Annotated in this window: 16 protein-coding genes and 1 pseudogene; 7 read left to right on the top strand and 10 right to left on the bottom strand. The window is 74.6% G+C overall.

Annotated elements, in window-relative coordinates; genetic code table 11:
• Positions 1-143 precede the first annotated feature (143 nt).
• The 5 genes and pseudogenes from ABEB09_RS28415 to ABEB09_RS28395 all read right to left on the bottom strand — a co-directional run bounded on the left by ABEB09_RS28415 (position 144) and on the right by ABEB09_RS28395 (position 7,069).
• Positions 144-1,052: an SGNH/GDSL hydrolase family protein gene (locus tag ABEB09_RS28415; RefSeq protein WP_345692756.1), complete on the bottom strand. Its 909-nt coding sequence runs from the start codon at positions 1,050-1,052 to the stop codon at positions 144-146.
• Between the two features lie 950 nt (positions 1,053-2,002).
• Positions 2,003-3,175: pseudogene (locus ABEB09_RS28410) on the bottom strand (glycosyltransferase); the annotation flags it as partial.
• The gene (locus ABEB09_RS28405) at positions 3,172-4,299 is read right to left on the bottom strand and encodes a glycosyltransferase family 4 protein (protein WP_345694117.1); all 1,128 of its coding nucleotides are present in this window, start codon (positions 4,297-4,299) and stop codon (positions 3,172-3,174) included. The pseudogene ABEB09_RS28410 and the gene ABEB09_RS28405, both read right to left, overlap by 4 nt.
• A 671-nt stretch (positions 4,300-4,970) precedes the next feature.
• The gene (locus ABEB09_RS28400; RefSeq protein WP_345692755.1) at positions 4,971-6,389 is read right to left on the bottom strand and encodes a HEAT repeat domain-containing protein; all 1,419 of its coding nucleotides are present in this window, start codon (positions 6,387-6,389) and stop codon (positions 4,971-4,973) included.
• Positions 6,390-6,676: 287 nt separating this feature from the next.
• Complete coding sequence (locus ABEB09_RS28395) at positions 6,677-7,069, bottom strand: ankyrin repeat domain-containing protein (protein WP_345692754.1); 393 nt, start codon at positions 7,067-7,069, stop codon at positions 6,677-6,679.
• 286 nt (positions 7,070-7,355) lie between these two features.
• Between ABEB09_RS28395 and ABEB09_RS28390 the strand changes: the two genes are divergently transcribed.
• Positions 7,356-7,550 carry a hypothetical protein gene (locus ABEB09_RS28390; RefSeq protein WP_023589716.1) on the top strand — a complete coding sequence of 65 codons (195 nt, stop codon included), beginning with the start codon at positions 7,356-7,358 and terminating at the stop codon, positions 7,548-7,550.
• Positions 7,551-7,591: 41 nt separating this feature from the next.
• The gene (locus tag ABEB09_RS28385) at positions 7,592-9,145 is read left to right on the top strand and encodes a hypothetical protein (RefSeq protein ID WP_345692753.1); all 1,554 of its coding nucleotides are present in this window, start codon (positions 7,592-7,594) and stop codon (positions 9,143-9,145) included.
• A 112-nt stretch (positions 9,146-9,257) separates the two neighbouring features.
• Here ABEB09_RS28385 and ABEB09_RS28380 read toward each other — a convergent pair whose 3' ends face one another.
• Positions 9,258-10,763 carry an SCO1417 family PLP biosynthesis transcription factor gene (locus ABEB09_RS28380; RefSeq protein ID WP_345692752.1) on the bottom strand — a complete coding sequence of 502 codons (1,506 nt, stop codon included), beginning with the start codon at positions 10,761-10,763 and terminating at the stop codon, positions 9,258-9,260.
• A gap of 100 nt (positions 10,764-10,863) precedes the next feature.
• Between ABEB09_RS28380 and yczE the strand changes: the two genes are divergently transcribed.
• From yczE to ABEB09_RS28360, 4 genes are all read left to right on the top strand, one after another.
• Positions 10,864-11,532, top strand: a complete 669-nt coding sequence (gene yczE / locus ABEB09_RS28375) for a membrane protein YczE (protein WP_345692751.1) — start codon at positions 10,864-10,866, stop codon at positions 11,530-11,532.
• A complete protein-coding gene (locus tag ABEB09_RS28370; RefSeq protein ID WP_345692750.1) occupies positions 11,529-12,311 on the top strand; it encodes a glycerophosphodiester phosphodiesterase family protein in 783 nt (260 codons plus the stop codon). The genes yczE and ABEB09_RS28370 overlap by 4 nt, the downstream gene beginning before the upstream one ends.
• A 40-nt stretch (positions 12,312-12,351) precedes the next feature.
• Positions 12,352-13,731: an MFS transporter gene (locus tag ABEB09_RS28365; protein WP_345692749.1), complete on the top strand. Its 1,380-nt coding sequence runs from the start codon at positions 12,352-12,354 to the stop codon at positions 13,729-13,731.
• Between the two features lie 298 nt (positions 13,732-14,029).
• Positions 14,030-14,404, top strand: coding sequence for an RNA polymerase-binding protein RbpA (locus tag ABEB09_RS28360; protein WP_010468770.1), 375 nt, complete (start codon positions 14,030-14,032; stop codon positions 14,402-14,404).
• A 146-nt stretch (positions 14,405-14,550) separates the two neighbouring features.
• Here ABEB09_RS28360 and fxsA read toward each other — a convergent pair whose 3' ends face one another.
• The 4 genes from fxsA to ABEB09_RS28340 form a co-directional block, all read right to left on the bottom strand.
• Complete coding sequence (gene fxsA / locus ABEB09_RS28355) at positions 14,551-15,111, bottom strand: FxsA family membrane protein (RefSeq protein ID WP_345692748.1); 561 nt, start codon at positions 15,109-15,111, stop codon at positions 14,551-14,553.
• A 50-nt stretch (positions 15,112-15,161) separates the two neighbouring features.
• The gene (locus ABEB09_RS28350) at positions 15,162-15,929 is read right to left on the bottom strand and encodes a polyprenol monophosphomannose synthase (RefSeq protein WP_345692747.1); all 768 of its coding nucleotides are present in this window, start codon (positions 15,927-15,929) and stop codon (positions 15,162-15,164) included.
• A gap of 490 nt (positions 15,930-16,419) precedes the next feature.
• Positions 16,420-18,066, bottom strand: coding sequence for an amidohydrolase (locus ABEB09_RS28345; protein WP_345692746.1), 1,647 nt, complete (start codon positions 18,064-18,066; stop codon positions 16,420-16,422).
• Positions 18,067-18,133: 67 nt separating this feature from the next.
• Entirely contained in the window at positions 18,134-18,574 is a 441-nt protein-coding gene (locus ABEB09_RS28340; protein ID WP_345692745.1) for an Lrp/AsnC family transcriptional regulator, read from the bottom strand.
• 202 nt (positions 18,575-18,776) lie between these two features.
• On the opposite strand from ABEB09_RS28340, the gene ABEB09_RS28335 reads away from it, so the two are divergent.
• A complete protein-coding gene (locus ABEB09_RS28335; protein WP_345692744.1) occupies positions 18,777-19,160 on the top strand; it encodes a hypothetical protein in 384 nt (127 codons plus the stop codon).
• Positions 19,161-19,206 lie beyond the last annotated feature (46 nt).

Genomic DNA, 19,206 nt, shown 5'->3' with positions numbered 1-19,206 from the left:
GGCCGCGGACCGTCGCCCGCGGTGGGGCAGGTCGTGTCCGGCGGTTCTTCCCCTACCCCGCCCCTTCCCGAAACCGGGGTCTCCGCCCCCGGGCCCCCCGGATCGCGCCTGGACGGTGCTCGTCCTCGAACGCCGGACACCGCCTAGGGCACCACTGCTCGCGGTACGGGCTCGCGCGGTAGGGGCACCTGCGGCATGGCCATCTGCCGTACGGAGGGCGGCGGTACGGACAGGTCGGCCAGGGCCACGTCGAGTGCGCGCTCGGCGTGCGCGTCCAGTCGCGCGCTGGTGCCCCGCGCCCAGTGCGCCACCTCCGACCCGGCCAGCCTCAGCAACTGCGGCAGCAGGTCGTGGCACCTGCGGGCCACCCATCCGGTGCCGGCGGTGGCCAGCCACCGGAGCGTGTCGGCACGAGTGGGCGCCGGCTGCTCGGGCTCGCGCCCGGGCGGGGCGCCATGGGCGAGGCCGCGCCGTACGAGCAGGGCGTGGAACTCCGCGGCGATGACCCGGTGCCCGCGCTCCCCCGGGTGCAGCCGGTCGGCGCTCCACAGGTCTCGGTCGACCACCCAGACGGCGTCGGCCAGGTGGAGGTGGACGGCGTCGTGGTGGGCGGACAGGGCGTGGACGACGGCGTTGACGGCCCGTTGCCGGCGGGCCAGGGGGCGGGCGAGCGGCGCGGGCAGCGCCAGCATGCGGCCCGGGTCGGGGAGGCACGCCGTGAGGAGTACGGCACCGCCGCCGGCGAGCCGGGCGAGGACGTGGTCCAGCCGCGCGGCGACGTCCGCGATGTCGAAGGTGCGGCGGAGGGTGTCGTTGACCCCGACGACCACGGAGGCGAGTTCGGGCCGGTACGCCAGGGCCTGCGGCAGCTGCCGCTCGTCGACGTCCCGAGCGCGGGCGCCGCTGACCGCGAGGTTACGGAACTCCACCGGCCCGGCCGCGAGCCCGTCCGCCAGCAGCGCGGCCCACCCCCGTGGCCGCCCGGCCACGGGATCGCCCACGCCTTCGCTGAGCGAATCCCCGAGCGCGACGAACCGCACGGCCCTGCTCATACCGCTCCCCCCACGTCCACGCCGCAGGAGCCCTCGCCGAGACCGGCGTCCCGGGAAGCCGGGCCGCCCCCGCCCACGGCTGGCGCGGGGCCAGGCACCCCGGGCGGCAACGGCCACGAGGGCGGCGGCTGCACCGGAACCACCACGGCCGAAGTCCCCGCCTGCGGCAACCGCGGTGCGGCCGCAGACCCAGATGACCGCACCTGTGCCGGAGCCACCGCAGGCAAAGCCCCAGAGGGCCGCACCTCCGGCCGAGGCGCCGCAGGCGGTAGTCCCGGACGCGGCAACTGCGCCGCACTCACCGGCAATGGCTCAGACGCCCACCCCTGGGGCGCAACCGCCGCAGGCGAAGGCCCAGCGATCCCCGCCTGTGGCCGATCGGCCGCAGGCGAAGAGCCAGAAAGCGGAACCTCCGGCCGAGCCGCCGCAGGCGGTAGACCCGACGGCCGCACCAGCGGCGCAACCGCCGCAGGCGCAGGCCCAGGCGACCGCACCTCTGCTGAAGCAGCCGTAGGCAAAGACCCAGAGGGCTCTCCCTGTCGCCGAGGCGCCGCAGGCGGTAGTCCCGGACGCGGCAACTGCGCCGCACCCGCCGGGGCCAGTGGCCCATACGACCGCACGTCTGTCGGAGCCGCCGCAGGCGAAGGCCCAGACAACCGCACCTCCGGCCGAGGCGCCGCAGGCGGTAGTCCCGGACGCGGCAACTGCGCCGCACTCACCGGCAATGGCTCAGACGCCCACCCCTGGGGCGCAACCGCCGCAGGCGAAGGCCCAGCGATCCCCGCCTGTGGCTGAGCCGCCGCAGGCGAAGAGCCAGAAAGCGGAACCTCCGGCCGAGCCGCCGCAGGCGGTAGACCCGACGGTCGTGCCAGCGCAGCCGCCGCCGAAGGTCCGGACGAGCGCGTCCGTGGCCGAGCCGCCGCGGGCGACGGTCCGGGCTGCCGCGTCTGTGGCGCGACCGCCGGCGTGGCCGCGTCGTGGGCCGTCAGGAATGCCGCCACCGCGCGGTCCCAGCCGAAGCGCTCCGCACGGGCACGGGCCGTCGCGCGGCGGGTCTGCTCGGGGCGGGCCAGCAGGGTGCGTACGGCGTCCGCGAAGGCCTCCGGGTCGTCCTCGGCGGCCAGGCCCGCGTCGCCCAGGACCTCCGGCAGCGCGGACGACGCGCTGGCGACGACGGGTGTGCCGCACGCCAGGGCCTCCAGGGCGGAGAGCCCGAAGGTCTCGGCCGGTCCGGGGGCGAGACACACGTCCGCCGCCGCCTGGAGGTCGGCCACCGCCTCCCGGTCGCCGACGTGGCCCAGGAACCGCACCGGCAGCCCCAGGGCCCGCGCCCGGCGTTCCATGCCGCCGCGCAGCGGGCCGTCGCCCGCCACGACCAGGGCTGCCCGTACCCCGCGGGCGAGCAGCACGGCCAGCGTGTCGAGCGCCGTTCCGGGGCGCTTCTCGACGGACAGCCGGGAGCACAGCAGGAGCAGCACTTCGGCCCCTCCCGCGTGGGGGTCCCGCAGTGCGGGGTCGCGGCGCCCGGGCCGGCAGCGGCGCAGGTCGACGCCCAGCGGAGCGCGTACGACGTTGCGTGCGCCGATGCGGACGAACTCGCGTTCCGCCCAGGCGGTGGTGCACACGATGCGGCTGTACGCCCAGGCGCTGCGGCGGTTGAGCCGGTCGGCGGCGCGGGCGGCCGTGCCGTACGGGACGCCCCAGGTGCGCAGGACACCGTCGGCGGCCTCGTGGGAGACCATCACGGCCGGGACACGGGCCCGTCTGGCCCACTCGCCGGTCCAGCGCAGCGTGGTGCGGTCGGACACCTCCAGCCGGTCCGGGGCGAGCTGTTCGAGCAGGCGCCGCAGGGCGCGGCGGCCGGTGAGGACGCGGTAGCCGCCGGTGCCGGGGACGGTGGGCGCGGGGAGGGTGATGACCCGGCCCTGGGGGGTGAGCCGGTCGTCGGCCGTCCCGCCGGGGACGACGAGGACCGGTTCGTGGCCGGCGGCGGCATAGCCGCGCCCGAGTTCTTCGAGCGCGGTGCGCAGCCCGCCGGAGGAGGGGGTCACGAAGTTGGCGAGCCGGACGATCCGCAGGCCGGACCGGGTGCCTGTGGCGCCGGTGCCCAGGCCGCCACTCATGCCGCCACCGCCGCGGCGCCCCGCTGGTCGAGGACCTCGTCGTAGTGGCCGAGCAGCTGGTCGCCGACCACGGCCCAGGTCCTGCCGCGCACCTCGGCGCGCCCGGCCGCCCCGTACGCCGTGCGCAGCGCGGGGTCGGCGGCGAGTGCGGCGACGGCCGTGCGCAGCGCCTCCGGGTCGTGCGGCGGGACGAGGAGCCCGGTGCGCCCGTGCCGGACGAGGTCGAGCGGACCGCCCGCGGCGGGTGCGACGACGGGGAGCCCGCTGGCCATCGCCTCCTGGACGGTCTGGCAGAACGTCTCGTACGGCCCGGTGTGCGCGAACACGTCGAGCGACGCGAAGATCCGTGCGAGGTCGTCACCGGTGCGGCGCCCGAGGAAAACGGCGCCGGGCAGGGCCGTGCGCAGCGTCGCCCCGCCGGGGCCGTCGCCGACGACCACCACGCGTACGCCGGGCAGCGCGCAGGCCCCGGACAGCAGCTCGACGTGTTTCTCGGGCGCGAGCCTGCCCACGTACCCGACGATCACCTCACCGCCCGGTGCCAGTGTCCGGCGCAGCGCCTCGTCCCTCAGCTCGGGGCGGAAGCGGACGGTGTCGACGCCGCGGGGCCAGAGCCTTACGCGCGGCACTCCGTGGGCCTCCAGGTCGCGGACGGCCGCCGTGGAGGGAGCGAGGGTGCGGTCGGCGGCGCTGTGCACGGCGCGCATCCGCCGCCAGGCGGCCGCCTCGCCGGTGCCGACGTAGGTACGGGCGTATCCGCCGAGGTCGGTCTGGTAGACCGCGACGGCGGGGAGTCCGAGGCGGGCGGCGGCCGCCATGCCGCGGACACCGAGGACGAAGGGGCTCGCGAGGTGGACGAGGTGGGGGCGGTGCGCGGCGATCGCGGCGGCCACCTTGCGGCTGGGCAGCGCGACCCGCACCTGGGGGTAGCCCGGCAGGGGCACGGACGGGACGCGCACCACCGGGCAGGGCGGCTGCGTCCCGGGGTCGCCGGCGGCGGTGGCCGGGGCGAGGACGAGCGGGTCGTGACCGCGGTCGGCGAGGTGCCGGGCGGTCTGCAGGGCGCAGTGGGCCACGCCGTTGACGTCGGGCGGGAAGGACTCGGTGACGATGACGACACGCATACGGGTGTTGTCGTCGTACCCGGCGTGGCGCCGGGTACGTGGATCTTTCCCCACGGGGAACGTCCCATGAGCGTTTGCCCCCCGCGCCGCGGGCCGGGCCGGTGGCAAGGGCGGCGGCCGCGGCGGCGGCGACCTGAACCGTGCCGCGCGACCGCCCGCCGGGACGCCCGCCGGAGAACGCCCCGAAGGGGGCCCGCCAGGGGGACGCCCCCCAGGGCCCGCGCATCCGAGCCCGCCCGGAGGCCGGGCCCCATGAGCCCGGACCGCGCAGGCCCGGACTCAGCGAGCCCAGCACCCTGAGGCCCACCCCGTAGGCCCGGCGCCCTCAGACCCGAACCTCGCAGGCCAGCACGCTCAGACCCGGCCTCCTCAGGCCCTGGGGCCTCAGGCCGGGTCCTTGGGCCCCGCGGCCGCCAGGCCGGATGCCGGGGCCTCAGGCTCCGGGTCTTGGGCCGGGTCCTCAGGCCATGGGGCCGCAGGCCCGGGTCCTCAGACCCCGAGGCCGCAGGCCCGGCACGCCTCAGACCCGGGGACCGCAGGCCGGCACCCTCAGACGCGGGGCCTCAGGTCGGGTCCTCACGCCCCAGGCCGCAGGCAGGTCCTCAGGCCCTGGGGCCGCAGCCCCGGGTCCTCCCGTCCCAAGCCGCAGGCAGGTCCTCAGCCCCGGGGCCTCAGGCCGTTGGCCCGTCCCTGCCGATCCTGCTGCGTACCGCCGTCTGTACCTCGTCCTCCTCGGCCGGGTCGGCGGCGAGGCGGCGCAGGCGTTCGGCGACCCGGGCGTCGCCGGTCTCGGCGTGGAGCGCGGCGATCTCGCGGGTGGTCTCCTCGCAGTCCCAGAGGCATTCGACGGCGAAGCCGGTGGCGAAGGAGGGGTCGGTGGCGGCGAGGGCACGTGCGGTGCGGCCGCGCAGCGCGGAGGAGGCGGTCTCGCGGTAGATGTGGCGCAGGACGGGCGCCGCGCAGGCGATGCCGAGGCGGCCGGCGCCGTCGACGAGGGGGTAGAGCGACGGGGCGTCGGGCCCGTCGGTGCGGACGGCCTGGCGGAGTGCGCCGAGCACGAGGGGCGCGTCCTGGGCGCCGCCCCGGGAGGCGAGGACTCCGGCGGCGGAGGTGCCGAGCGCGTCGGGCCGGTGGACCCAGCCGCGGGCGCGGTCGACGGCGGCCTCGCCGCACATCCGCTCGAACGCGGCGACGGCGGCGTCGGCGACGGTACGGGAGGGACTGCTCGCGGCGGCCTCGATGAGGTCGAGGACGGCCGGGTCGCGGGCCTCGGCGAGGTAGTGCAGCGCGGCGCAGCGCGCGCCGTCGGGGCCGCTGCGGGCGGCCTGGAGGATCAGGGGCCGGTCGTCGGGTCCGGCGACGGCGGTGAGACAGCGGGCGGCGGGGCCGTGCAGGATGCTGCCGCGCTCGAGTCCCTGCTGGGCCCAGTCGAAGACCGCCTGGACGCTCCAGCCGGGGCGGGGCCCGGAGGGGCGCAGCTGGCGCTGCCAGCGGTCGAAGGAGCCCTGTTCACGGGCGGCGCGCACCCGCGCGCCGACGGTCTCGCGGGGGTCCTCGGCCCACAGCCGCCAGGGGCGGGGCTCGTAGGCGTCGCGGACGGCGGCGGCCAGTTCGGCGTCGCCCTCGGGCGTGGCCGGGAAGCGGGCCAGGACGGGGCCGGCCAGCGAGCGCAGCGCGGTGTCGTCGTCGCGCAGGGCCAGCTCGTCGAGGGCCCAGGCCCAGTTCGCGCCGGTCGCGGCGTAGCGGCGCAACAGCGCCAGGGCGTCCTGGCGGCCGTACGAGGCGAGGTGGCCGAGGACGGCGAGCGCGAGCCCGGTCCGTGACTCCTCGGTGTCCAGGTGGTCCTCGGCGGCGAACAGATGGGCTTCGATCTCCCGCAGTCCGCCGTGGAGGTCCAGGTAGAGGCGGGCGTAGTACAGGGAGCGGTTCTCCACCTGCCAGTCGCGGCGGGGATCGTTGAGAACGCAGTGGTCGAGGGCGGCGAGGGCCTCCGCGCGTGGCGCGGCGAGCGCGTGCAGCGTGCCGTCGCCGCGGCCCCTCTGCAGCAGGCCGAGCAGGGTGCCGCTCGGCGCTATGACTGGTTCGAACATGGAAAGTGCCTCACATCAAGCTGTCGACGCAACCGGGGTGACCCGACGCAACCGGTGGGTTGTTTGCCGGTGATCGGCTAGGCCGCGCAGCAACATGAGGAGCCGCCCGTCGTCTTCCGCTTGATCTCGGTCATCTTCCTCTGCCTCTGCCTTCCTGTCGGTGGCCCCCTGCGGGCCCGTCGTCATGATGACCCAGCCATTTCGCCACCGCGACCACATTTACGGCACGGTTCCCACCGGCGCTTCCGTGCCCGTTCCCGGTCCGTTCACGGGGGCGGGCGGGATGTTCACCGGGACCGGAACAGCTCCAGGAGGTCTGTCTTCCCAAACATCCGCGCGGTATCCGCCGCGGACGGAGTGCCGGCCTCCGGATCGGCGCCGCCGGCCAGGAGCGCCCGGATCACGGCTTCCTCGCCCTTGAAGACGGCTCCGGCGAGGGGCGTCTGGCCGCGGTCGTTGGCGCGGTCCGGGTCCGCCCCGCGGGCCAGGAGGGCTTCGACCGCCTCGGCGTGGCCGTGGTAGGCGGCGAGCATGACGAGCGAGTCGCCCTTCTCGTTGGCGAGGTTCGCCGGGGCGCCGGCGTCGAGGTACGCGGCGAGGGCCGCCGCGTCGCCCTGGCGCGCGAGATCGAAGATCTTCGACGCCAGCTCGACCACCTCGGGGTCCGGGGTTTCGCTCATGGGACGTACCACCTTTCCTGACCTGCGTATATCTCCGTGAACCCGGTGGGGAACCGGCCCGCACGGCAGGCGCAGCCGTACGAGTGAACCGACAGGTTACTGCCCTGACGCGCGGGTGACCTGCGGCCTCCCGGAGCGGGTGACGGCGGGATCACGCAAGTGCGTACGTGCGCCAGTCAAGTGAAAACGCCAGAACTTCACCCATTTGCACCTTTTGTCGCATAGATGCTTACTGTGAGCCTGGAATGACTCATGGTGACTGTCCCTTCAACCAGGAGAACCACTCATGATCCTGTCCATCTCAGGCGTGGTCCTGCTCGGCATCATCGTCTTCCTCTTCTTCAAGAAGGACGGGCTCAAGGCGTCCCACGCCCTCGTCTGCGCCCTGTTCGGCTTCTACCTCGCGGGCACCGCCATCGCCCCGAGCATCACGGCGGGCGGACAGAGCCTCGCCAGCCTCCTGGGCGGCATCAACTTCTGACCGCCCCCGACCCCCACCCGACCAGGACCCCAGGAGACGACGTGGCCCGGCGCCCACTCCCCCGCATTCTGAGCAGTGGAAGCGAAAGGATCGCGCGCGGCAGAGAGGTCGCGCGCTCGGCCGCCGACAGCGCCACGGACGTCCTCCATCCGCTGATCACCGTCTCACGTGGTCTGCGGAAACTGGTGGCGGCGGGGCGCGCCAAGTGGGCCGCGACCCCCAAGGACCGGCGTGGTCCCACGCTGTTCCTGGCCGCGGCGGGCGTCCTGGTCGTGGTGCTCGTGCCGTACGGGCCGCTGCTCGCCCTCATCGGGGTGATGGCGGTGGCGGCCTGGCAGGGACGCGAGCGTCCCGTGGTGAAGACGGGGCCGGACGAGGCGGAGACCGAGCGGCTGAAGGGCCTGTACGAGGCGCTGGTGCCGTACTTCTCCGTCCCCGAGGACCCCAGCCCGCTCTTCGCCCACGGCGGCGACTGGAGCGGCGCGTTCAGTGACTTCACGTTCGACGGCGATGCGCGGCCGACCCGGCTGCGCATCGTCTACCCGGCGTACTTCCCGGACGGGGAGCCCGCCGCCCGCGCCCGTGTGGAGCAGGTGCTGCACGCCAAGTCGGGGCGCGGCCGCGAGTACCTCTTCGACTGGGACGAGGAGGGCAACCAGTTGGTGATGAGCGTGCTGCCGGCGCTGCCGACGACCGTGGCGGCGCAGCGGTTCGTGACGGTGCCGGGCGAGACGGTGCTCGGCTTCACGGACCCGGAGGCCGTGCAGCGGACGGTTCCGGTGCGGGACGGCGACGCCACGCGGGACGCGCCCGCGGTGGTGTGGCGCACGGGCGCCCGCTCGACGGAGCCGCATCTGCTGGCCGTGGGCCAGCCCGGGAGCGGCACCAGCACGCTCCTGCGGTCGATCGCCCTCCAGGCGCTCCAGCACGACGGGGACGTGCTGATCGTCGACGGAGGCGGGACCGGTGAATACGCGTGCCTGGTCGGGCGGGCCGGTGTGCTGGCCGTCGAGTGCGGCCTGAACGGCGCGCTGACCGGGCTGGAGTGGGCGGCCCGCGAGACGGAACGGCGGCTGGTGGCGGCCCAGCGGGCGCGCGGCGCCGGCCTCGCGCCGCCCGAGGACACCCGGCGGCCCCTGTGGATCCTGCTGGACCGGCCCAGTGTCCTCGGCGACCTCGCGGCGATCGACGCCCGTCAGGACCCGCAGGACCTGCTCAAAGTGCCGCTGCGCCACGGCCGCTCGGCCCAGGTCACGGTCGTGGTGGCCGAGCAGTTCGACACCGTGGACCGGCTGGGCGAGACGGTACGGACCCACACGCGGGCCCGGGTCGCACTCGGCCCCGCCTCCCCCGACTGGCTCGCCGCCGTCCTCGGCACGGCACCCCGCACGACACCGCCGCCGCACGTCCCGCCCGGCCGCGGCTACGCCCGCCTGGGCACGGGCCCGGTGCTCCGCCTCCAGGTCCCGGCGACACCGGATCCGTACGACGAGACGACGTCGGAGGCCCACCGCCGAGCGGTCCTCGGTCTCCTCCCCGAGCACGACACGCAGGAATCCCCCGCCCCGACCCCGCCCCAGCCCCTCGCCCACTGAGGCGTCGCTGCCGGGGGCGCGTGCCGGGCCCGGCCGGGCGAACGGCGCGGTACCCACACGACCGGGGCCCGCGCGGGTGGTTCTGCCGTGGGCCGGAGGCCCCGGCGGGGCGTCACGCCACGAACGTCCGCGGCTCCTCCACCACCGCGTTGCCGTTCGCCCCCGCCTCCACCAGCCGCGCCGCCGCCGCCAGCCGCGCGGCCGCCTCGTCGGCGACCGGTCCGCTGACGGTGAACGGGAGGCGCACGTAGCCCTCGAAGGCGCCGTCGACGCCGAAGCGGGGCCCGGACGGGACGCGGACGCCGACGCGCTCGCCGGCCTCGGCGAGCCGGGAGCCGGACAGGCCGCCGGTGCGGACCCAGAGGGTGAGACCGCCGAGAGGCACCTCGAACTCCCAGCCGGGCAGCTCCCTGCGCACGGCGGCGACGAGCGCGTCGCGGTTCTCCCGGGCCTGCGCGCGCCGGAGCGTGACGGCCTGCTCCCAGCCGCCCGTGCGCATGAGCCAGTTGACGCCCAGCTGCTCCAGGACGGGCGTACCGAGGTCGGCGTAGGCGCGGGCGGCCACGAGCGAGCGGATGACGTCGGGCGCGGCCCGCACCCACCCGATGCGCATCCCCGCCCAGAACGCCTTGCTGGCCGAGCCGACCGTGAGGACGGTGCTGCCCGCCGGGTCGAAGGCGCAGACGGGGCGCGGCATCTCCAGGCCGTCCTCCAGGTGCAGCTCCGACATGGTCTCGTCGACGACGAGGACGGTGCCCGCGGAGCGGGCCGCGTCGACCAGGGCCCGCCGCTGGTCCTCGTCGGCCAGCGCGCCGGTCGGGTTGTGGAAGTCGGCGACGACGTACGCGAGGCGGGGCGCGGCGTCGCGCAGGACCTGCCGCCAGCGGGGCAGGTCCCAGCCCTTCAGGCCCTCCGCCATGGCGACGGGCACGAGCCGGGCGCCGGCCTCCCGCATGAGCTGGAGGATGTTGGCGTAGGAGGGGGACTCGACGGCGATGCGCTCGCCGCGCCCGGCGAAGAGGTGACAGATCGCGTCCATGGCGCCCATCGCGCCGGTCGTGACCATGATCTGCTCGGGCATGGTGGGGATGCCGCGCTCGGTGTACCGGTCGGCGAGCATCTGCCGCAGCGCGGGCAGCCCGGCCGGGTAGTCGCCGTGCGTGTGGGCGTACGGGGGAAGCTCCTCCAGCGCGCCCTGGAAGCCGCGGCTGAGCCACGGCTCGGGCGCGGGCAGCGCCGCGCAGCCGAGGTCGATCATGGAGCCCAGCGCCTCGGGCGGGAGCGGTTCGAGGCCACGGGCGGGCAGCGGGTTGCCCGCGGGGACGGAGGTCCAGCTCCCCGCGCCCCTCCGGGACTCCAGGAAGCCCTCGTTGCGCAGCGCCTCGTACGCCGCCGCCACCGTCGTACGGCTGACGGACAGCGCCAGGGCCAGCTCGCGCTCGGCGGGGAGGCGGGCGGCCACCGGGACGCGGCCCTCCAGGACCAGCAGGCGGATCCCGTCGGCGAGGGCACGGTACGCGGGCGGCTTGCGCGTGCCGGGACCGGCCGGGCGGGGCTGCTGTGCGGTGAGCTGCCGGGCCAGCTGGGCGGGACCCACCGCCGAAGTCCACTGAGCCATGAATTCAGTCCACCTTCCTCGGATTGGCCATGGTTGCCATCCAATTTCCCACCAGAGAGTGTCACAAGCCAGTCCACCACCGATACCCGGGGGGAACAACATGTCCGGTCGCACCAGGAGCCCCGAGCGGCGGCTGACGCGCCGCCTGTTCCAGCTGTACAGCGGTCTCGTCCTGTACGGCCTGAGCTCCGCGCTGCTGGTCCGCAGCGGTCTGGGCCTGGAGCCGTGGAACGTGCTCCACGAGGGCCTGTCCGAGCTGACCGGCCTGTCGATGGGCGTGGTGATGACGATCGTCGGCGCGGCAGTCCTGCTCCTGTGGATCCCGCTGCGCCAGCGTCCCGGCCTGGGCACCGTCTCGAACGTGCTGGTCATCGGTGCCGCCATGGACGGGACCCTCTCCGTGCTGCCGGACGCGCGGGGGCTGCTCCTGCAGATCGCGGTCATGGCCGCCGGGATCGTGCTGAACGGCGTGGCCACCGGCCTGTACATCGCCGCCCGCTTCGGGCCCGGCCCGCGCGACGGGCTGATGACCGGCCTGCACAAGGTCACGGGCCGGTCCATCCGCCTGGTGCGCACCCTGGTCGAGATCACGGTCGTCGTGACGGGCTTCCTCCTCGGCGGCTCCCTCGGTGTCGGCACGGTGCTGTACGCGCTGGCGATCGGCCCGCTCGCCCAGTACTTCCTGCGCTTCTTCGCCATCCCCGGTGAGGGCGGGAGCAGCACCGTGGTCGCCTCCGGTACACCGCGGCAGGCCATACTGCGGCGGTGACTCTCCCTCGCCACGGCGGCCGGCGCCGCCACCCGTACCTGGACCATCCGTTCCCCATACCCTTCGCCCACCGCGGTGGCGCCGCGGACGGGCTGGAGAACACCGTCGCCGCCTTCCGCCGGGCGGCGGGCTTCGGCTACCGCTGGTTCGAGACGGACGTGCACACGACGGCCGACGGCAGGCTCGTGGCCTTTCACGACGCGACGCTGGACCGGGTGACCGACGCGCGCGGCCGGATCGCCGCGCTGCCGTGGAAGGCGGTGCGCGAGGCGCGGGTCGCCGGCAAGGAGCCGCTGCCGCTGTTCGAGGAACTGCTGGAGGAGTTCCCGGAGGCCCGCTGGAACGTGGACCTCAAAGTGGAGTCGGCGCTGGTCCCGCTCGTGGAGCTGATCCGCAGGACCGACTCCTGGGACCGGGTGTGCGTGGGTTCGTTCAACGAGGGGCGGATCGCCCGGGCCCGCCGCCTGGCCGGGCCGCGCCTGGCGACCTCGTACGGGGTGCGCGGCGTGGCGGCGCTGCGGCTGCGCTCCTTCGGCGTCCCGGCGACACTGCGGGCCGGGGCCGTCGCGGCGCAGGTGCCGGAGACGCAGGGCGGGGTCCGTGTCGTGGACCGGCGGTTCGTGCGGGCGGCGCACGCGCGGGGCCTCCAGGTGCACGTCTGGACGATCAACGATCCGCGGCGCATGAACGCTCTCCTCGACCTGGGGGTCGATGGCATCATGACCGATCATCTGGAGACGCTGCGCACGGTGTTGACCGACCGGGGGGTCTGGTCCTGACCACGCGGTCTCGCCACGGGGACGAACGAGGGGGGCGCGCGTGACCACCGATGCCACGGACCGGTCCGGCGAGCGACCGGAGGACCGCGGGAGCGGAGCCGACGGCACCGGGGACCGGCGCCGCGAGCAACGCGGCTGGTACTTCTACGACTTCGCGTGCTCGGTGTACTCGACGAGCGTGCTGACGGTCTTCCTGGGCCCGTATCTGACGGCGGTCGCGAAGGCGGCTGCGGACGTGGACGGCTTCGTCCACCCGCTCGGGATCCCGGTCCGCGCCGGCTCGCTCTTCGCGTACGCGGTGTCGGCGTCGATCGTGCTGGCGGTGCTGGTGATGCCGCTGGCGGGCGCGGCCGCGGACCGTACGGGGCGCAAGAAGCCGCTGCTCGCGGCGGCCGCGTATCTGGGGGCGGGCGCGACGGCGGGGATGTTCTTCCTGGAGGGCGACCGCTATCTGCTGGGCGCGTTCCTGCTGATCGTGGCGAACGCCTCGCTCGCGGTGTCGATGGTGCTCTACAACGCCTATCTGCCGCAGATCGCCGAGCCCGAGGAGCGGGACGCGGTGTCCTCGCGCGGCTGGGCGTTCGGCTATACGTCGGGCGCGCTGGTGCTGGTCCTGAACCTGGTCCTGTACAGCGGCCACGACTCGTTCGGGCTGTCCGAGTCGGACGCGGTGCGGATCTGCCTGGCGTCGGCGGGCCTGTGGTGGGGCGCCTTCACCGTGGTCCCGCTGCGCAGGCTGCGGGACCGGCGGGTGGCGCCGGGCGGCGAGGGCGCGGTCGGGTCGGGGTGGCGGCAGCTGGTGTCGACGCTGCGCGACATGCGCCGCCATCCGCTGACGCTGTCCTTCCTGCTGGCGTACCTCGTCTACAACGACGGGGTCCAGACGGTGATCTCGCAGGCGTCCGTCTACGGCTCGGAGGAGCTGGGCCTGGAGCAGACGACCCTGATCACGGCCGTCCTGCTGGTGCAGGTGCTGGCGGTGGCCGGCGCGCTCGGGATGGGGCGGCTGGCGCGGGTGTACGGCGCGAAGCGGACGGTCCTCGGCTCGCTTGCGGTGTGGACGCTGATCCTCGCGGCCGCGTACTTCCTCCCGGCGGGGGCGCCGCTCTGGTTCTACGTGCTGGCGGCGGCGATCGGGCTGGTGCTGGGCGGCAGCCAGGCCCTGTCGCGGTCGCTGTTCTCGCACCTGGTGCCGCGCGGCAAGGAGGCGGAGTACTTCTCGGCGTACGAGATGAGCGACCGGGGGCTCAGCTGGCTGGGACCGCTCGTCTTCGGGCTGGCGTACCAGCTGACGGGAAGCTACCGTGACGCGATCATCTCGCTGGTGCTGTTCTTCGCTCTGGGGTTCCTGCTGCTCGCACGGGTGCCGGTACGGCGGGCGATCGCCGCTGCGGGAAACCCCGTACCCGATCGCATCTGATCGTATGCAGAGACGGTCCGGTCAGAATCCGGACATCATTTAGACGGCGAAGTGAAAGGCCGGTAGTGTACGCCTTTGGCCTGCCAGGAGGACCGTTACTGCGTGGTCAAGCGACGAAAACGCTGGGTGACATCTGCTGTCAGATGTGACAAACCGGGCACTGGTGGGTACAAAAAGGGGCGGCACGACGGGCGACGCATAACCCACATCGGGAATCTTTACCGCCGACCGGACGTTGACCGGATGACGACGACAGCGACACCTGTCCTGTGGGCGACAAGCCCGGGAGGCACGATTCATGAGTGAGCGAGCTCTTCGCGGCACGCGCCTCGTGGTGACCAGCTACGAGACCGACCGCGGCATCGATCTGGCCCCGCGCCAGGCGGTGGAGTACGCATGCGAGAAGGGGCATCGGTTCGAGATGCCGTTCTCGGTCGAGGCGGAGATCCCGCCGGAGTGGGAGTGCAAGGTCTGCGGAAGCCAGGCGCTCCTGGTGGACGGGGACGGCCCCGAGGAAAAGAAGGCGAAGCCCGCGCGTACGCACTGGGACATGCTCATGGAGCGGCGCACCCGCGAGGAGCTGGAGGAGGTGCTGGCCGAGCGGCTGGCGGTCCTGCGCTCCGGCGCCATGAACATTGCCGTGCATCCGCGCGACAGCAGGAAGTCCGCGTGACCGTGTAACAAGGGTCATACGCACAGCCGCGGGGCGCGGTACACCTCGGTGTACCGCGCCCCGCGGCTTTCGTGCGTCCGGCTCGCCCCGGGGGGCGGGCCTGCCCGTGCCGCCACCCGAAAGCGGCGCGTCAGCGGGTCTGCGGGTCAGCGCGTCAGCGGCGGGCGCGGCTCGTCGTGCGGCGGGCGCGACGTCGTGTCGTCGCGGATGACCTCGCCTTGGACGACCTTGCCGTCGGGGCGGTGGATACGGGCCTGCTGGAAGGCGTCGCCGAGGGGGCCGGCCTTCCGGATGCGCCGGTCCACGGCCCGCTCCGTGTACCTGCCCACCGCCGTGCGCACGGGCGGCAGGAGGAGGAGCAGGCCGGCCACGTCGGACAGCAGCGTCGGCAGGATCAGCAGCAGGCCGCCCAGCATCAGCAGGCCATTGCCCTCGCTCGCCCGGCTCGGCGGCACCGCACCGGACTGCTGCTGCTGAAGCGTCTCCGTGAGCGAGCTGAACGCACGGCGCCCGGCCCGCTTCACGACGGCGGCCCCCAGGACGGCACCGCCGAGCAGCAGGGCCAGCACCGCGAAACCGCCCGCCAGGTCGGCCACGAGCAGCAGCAGCCAGATCTCCAGCACCGCCCAGGCTGCGAAGCCGAGGGGCGCGAGGGTGCGGGCGCGTGAGCGCCGGCGGGCGAGAGGAGGCTGTGCACCGGTCGTCATGACCCCAGTGTGCCTGGCGGTCCGCCGGTACGGCGTAAAGGCCCCGGGCGTCAGTTCGACGTGCGGCCCGGCTGCCGTCCGGCGCGGGTGGCGATGCCCCACGCGGTCACACGCCACAGCGCCTCGACGATGATGTCGCGGCTCATCTTGGAGTGGCCGTGCTCGCGCTCCACGAACGTGATGGGCACCTCGACCACGTGGAAGCCCGCGGCGACGGCACGGCGGGCCAGGTCGATCTGGAAGCAGTAGCCCTGGGACGCCACGTCCGCGAGGCCCAGGCCCTCCAGGGTCTCCCGGCGGAACGCCCGGAAACCGCCGGTGACGTCCCGGATCGGCACGCCCAGCAGCAGGCGCGAGTAGGTGCTGGCGCCGCGGGACAGGAACTCCCGCGACTTCGGCCAGTTGACGATCCGCCCGCCCGGCACCCAGCGGGAGCCGAGCACCAGGTCGGCGCCCTTGAGGGCGGTGAGCAGCCGGGGCAGCTCCTCGGGCTGGTGGGAGCCGTCGGCGTCCATCTCGACCAGGACCCCGTAGTCGTGGTCCATGCCCCAGCGGAAGCCCGCCAGGTAGGCGGCGCCCAGGCCCTCCTTGCCCTTGCGGTGCAGGACGTGGACCTGGCCGTCCTCGGCGGCCAGCTCGTCGGCGAGCTTGCCCGTGCCGTCGGGGCTGTTGTCGTCGGCGATGAGGATGTCCGCGTCGGGCACGGCCTCCCGCACCCGGGAGACGATCGCCTTGATGTTCTCCGCCTCGTTGTAGGTCGGAATGATCACCAAGGCTCTGCCGAGTGGGCCGTATCGCCTCTGACCACCGTCGTTCACTACTGCCCCTTACGTCCTGTACGCAGAGCCCCACCTTAGCGAGCCCCCACCGCGGGGCAGCAGGGGCAGGGGGGTTCGGCGGCCACCGGGGGCCGACCTGGGGCCCGGCGTCCTTCGGGCCGACCTGGGGCCCGCTGGCTGCGGGTCGACCGAGAGCCGTTGTCTACTGAACGCCGGGCCCCACCCGGGTCGCACCCTCCCGACCGGAACGGCCTGTGCGGCCCGCGCGGCGCGGGCGCTGAACCTGGCTCCCAGTGGTGGTGCGCCGGTGCGGCACACCACCCCGCGATCCAGCGGCGTTCGGCGGCTGCGCGCAGGGGTCCCGGTCGGACGTCGGTGGTGGACCCGCCGAACCTACCGGCCGTCGACCGCTCGCTGTCAACACCCGCCCCACCTGCGAAGTTTGGGCATATCAGCAGGTCAGCGACGAAGATCCGCAGGTCGTGGCGGAACCCGGGGCGCGTCGGCCGGTGGCCGGAACATCCCTATGTCACTCGTTCGGTCGGACGAAGACCGTGTGCCCGGAGACCACCGTCCGGAGGCACACGGGCAGCGGCGCGCCCGGGGTGAGACCGGGCAGGCCCGGGGTGCCGGAGCGCGGGTCGGTGGACCAGCGGGCGACCCGGTCGTCGGGCGCCTGGACCACCAGCTCGTCGGCGCGCCACACGGCGTAGTCGGCGGGGGCACCCGGCACGAGGGTGCCCGCGTCGTCGCGGCCGATCGCCCGCCAGCCGCCCCGGGTGTGGGCGGTGAACGCGGCCCGCACCGAGATCCGGTGCTCCGGCGTGCGGTGGAAGGCCGCCGCCCGGACGGTGCCCCACGGGTCCAGCGGGGTGACGGGGCTGTCGGAACCGAAGGCGAGCGGCACGCCGGCGCGCAGGAGCGCCGCGTACGGGTTGAGGGTGCGGGCGCGCTCGACGCCGAGACGCTGGGCGTACATGCCGTCGTCACCGCCCCAGGCGGCGTCGAAGGCGGGCTGCACGGAGGCGATGAGGCCGAGCTCGGCGAACGCGGCGACGGTCTCGGGCGTGAGCATCTCGGCGTGTTCGACGCGGTGGCGGGCGGCGCGGATCCGGGGCAGGCCCAGGGTCTCGGCGGCGGCCCTGACGCCGTCGACGACGGCGCCGATCGCGGCGTCGCCGATGGCGTGGAAGCCGGCCTGGAGGCCCGCCTCGGTGCAGGCGGTGACGTGGGCGGCGACGGCGGCCGCGTCGAGGTGGGCGCTGCCGCGGTGGTCCGCGTCGGCGTAGGGCTCGTGGAGGCAGGCGGTGTGCGAGCCGAGGGAGCCGTCGGCGAACAGGTCGCCGGCCGCGCCGAGCGCGCCCAGTTCGCGCACGCGCCGGGCGTCCTTGTCGCTCTCGACGCGCTCGGCCCAGTAGCCGACGACGCGGGGGCCGGGCTCCTCGTCGGCGAGCTTCAGCAGGGCGGTGAAGTCGTCCTCGTCGGAGATCTCGGGCCCGCCGCACTCGTGGACGGTGCCGATGCCGAGCGAGGCGGCGTGACGCAGGGCCGCGCGCTGGGCGTCGGCGCGCTGGGCGGGCGTCACGGCGGCGTGCGCGGCGGCCCGTACGGCGTGGTGGGCGGCGCCGGTGAGGGGGGCGTCCGGGTGGTAGCCGGCGAGGGCGGTGACGTCGGGGACGAGGTCGAGCAGCGCGGTCGTGACGACGGCGGAGTGCACGTCGACGCGCGGCAGGTAGAGGGGGCGGCCGCCGGTGGCCTCGTCGAGTTCGGCGCGCGTCGGGGGGCGGCCCTCGGGCCAGCGCGTGGCGTCCCAGCCGTGGCCGAGGAGGACCCGGTCCGCGGAACGGGCGGCGGCGAAGTCCCGTACGCGGGCGAGGGCGTCGCCCAGGGTGCGCGCGGCGGCCAGGTCGAGGCCCGTCAGGGAGAGCCCGGTGGCGGTGGTGTGCACGTGGGCGTCGGTGAACGCGGGGGTGACGAGCGCGCCTTCGAGGTCGACGACCTCGTCCACTCCGGAGGCGAAGGCGTCGGCCGCGCCCTCGGACCCCACCCAGGCGACGTGTCCGCCTTCGACGACCATCGCGGTGGCGAAGGGGTCGGCGGGGCTGTGGACGTCTCCACCGCGCAGCAGCACGGTGGGGGCGGTGTCTGCCGGGGGGAGGTGTTCGCGCTCGGTCATGGTGACCAGCCTAGACAGCCGCGCGGGGCGTCTCGCGGCGGTCCCCGCGAGACGTCCCGCGGCGGTCTCAGACGCGGGGCGGCCGGGCCTCGTACGGGGTCGAGAGGACCACTGTCGTCCGGGTGGAGACACCGGACTGCGAGCGGATCCGCGTGAGCAGGTGCTCCAGTTCCAGCGGGGTCGCGACGCGCACCTTGAGGATGTAGTTCTCGTCGCCGGCGACGCTGTGGCAGGCCTCGATCTCGGGGATGTCGGCGAGCCGGTCGGGCGTGTCGTCGGGGGCGCTGGGATCGAACGGTTTCACCGAGATGAAAGCGGTCAGCGGCAGGCCGACCGCCTCGGGGTCGACGACGGCGGCATAGCCGCGGATGACACCGCGCTGTTCCAGGCGGCGCACCCGCTGGTGCACCGCCGAGGTGGACAGGCCCGTGGCCTTGCCCAGGTCGGTGTAGCTCATGCGCCCGTCCTTGACGAGCAACTCGACGATCTGACGATCCAGCTCCTCCATGCGGTCAACCTATTGCCCCAGGTGCCCTGCGGCACAGTCGGAGGCACACCGTACGGGCACCTGCGAGCGGCATGTGACGAAGACCACAGGCGGCGGGCCCGGGTGGTCCGAGACCGGACGGTTACCCGGGGAGCCGGAGGGGAAATGGTTGCTGTGGTCGGGGCCGCATGCCTGGTCGGCCCGCCTGAGGGGGAGATTCTCCATGCAGGAGCCTGTTGATTCGGTCGAGACGGAAGAGCTCGACACCTACGAAGCTTTCGAGATGTTCCGGGTCGTCTGCCCGGACTGCGTGCAGCCGATCGCGCTGCTCGCGGACGAGGAGGTTCTCCCGGAGCACGCGCTGTGCCCGACGCCGTGGAATCCGTTCGTCCTGTCGGTGTGCACCGGCTCGGGCCGCCCGGTCGAGGAGGCCGGCCCCGCTGACGAGGCGTCGGACGACCAGGACCACGACCTGGGAATGCTGTTGACGCTCCCTCAGGGCCTCGACTGGCGTACGCAGCCCTTCTCGCACGTCGGCGGTCCGGGTTCCCGCCCGATCAAGGTGCCGCGGATGCGCAGGGCACCGCGCATGCGGCGGGCCGCCTGACGCCGGCCCCTCCCGGCGTCCCGACGCCCAGGTTCCCCTCGCCCCG

Source organism: Streptomyces coeruleoprunus (genome assembly GCF_039542925.1).
GTDB classification, from domain to species: domain Bacteria; phylum Actinomycetota; class Actinomycetes; order Streptomycetales; family Streptomycetaceae; genus Streptomyces; species Streptomyces coeruleoprunus.
This window is presented reverse-complemented; position numbering and strand designations above follow the sequence as displayed.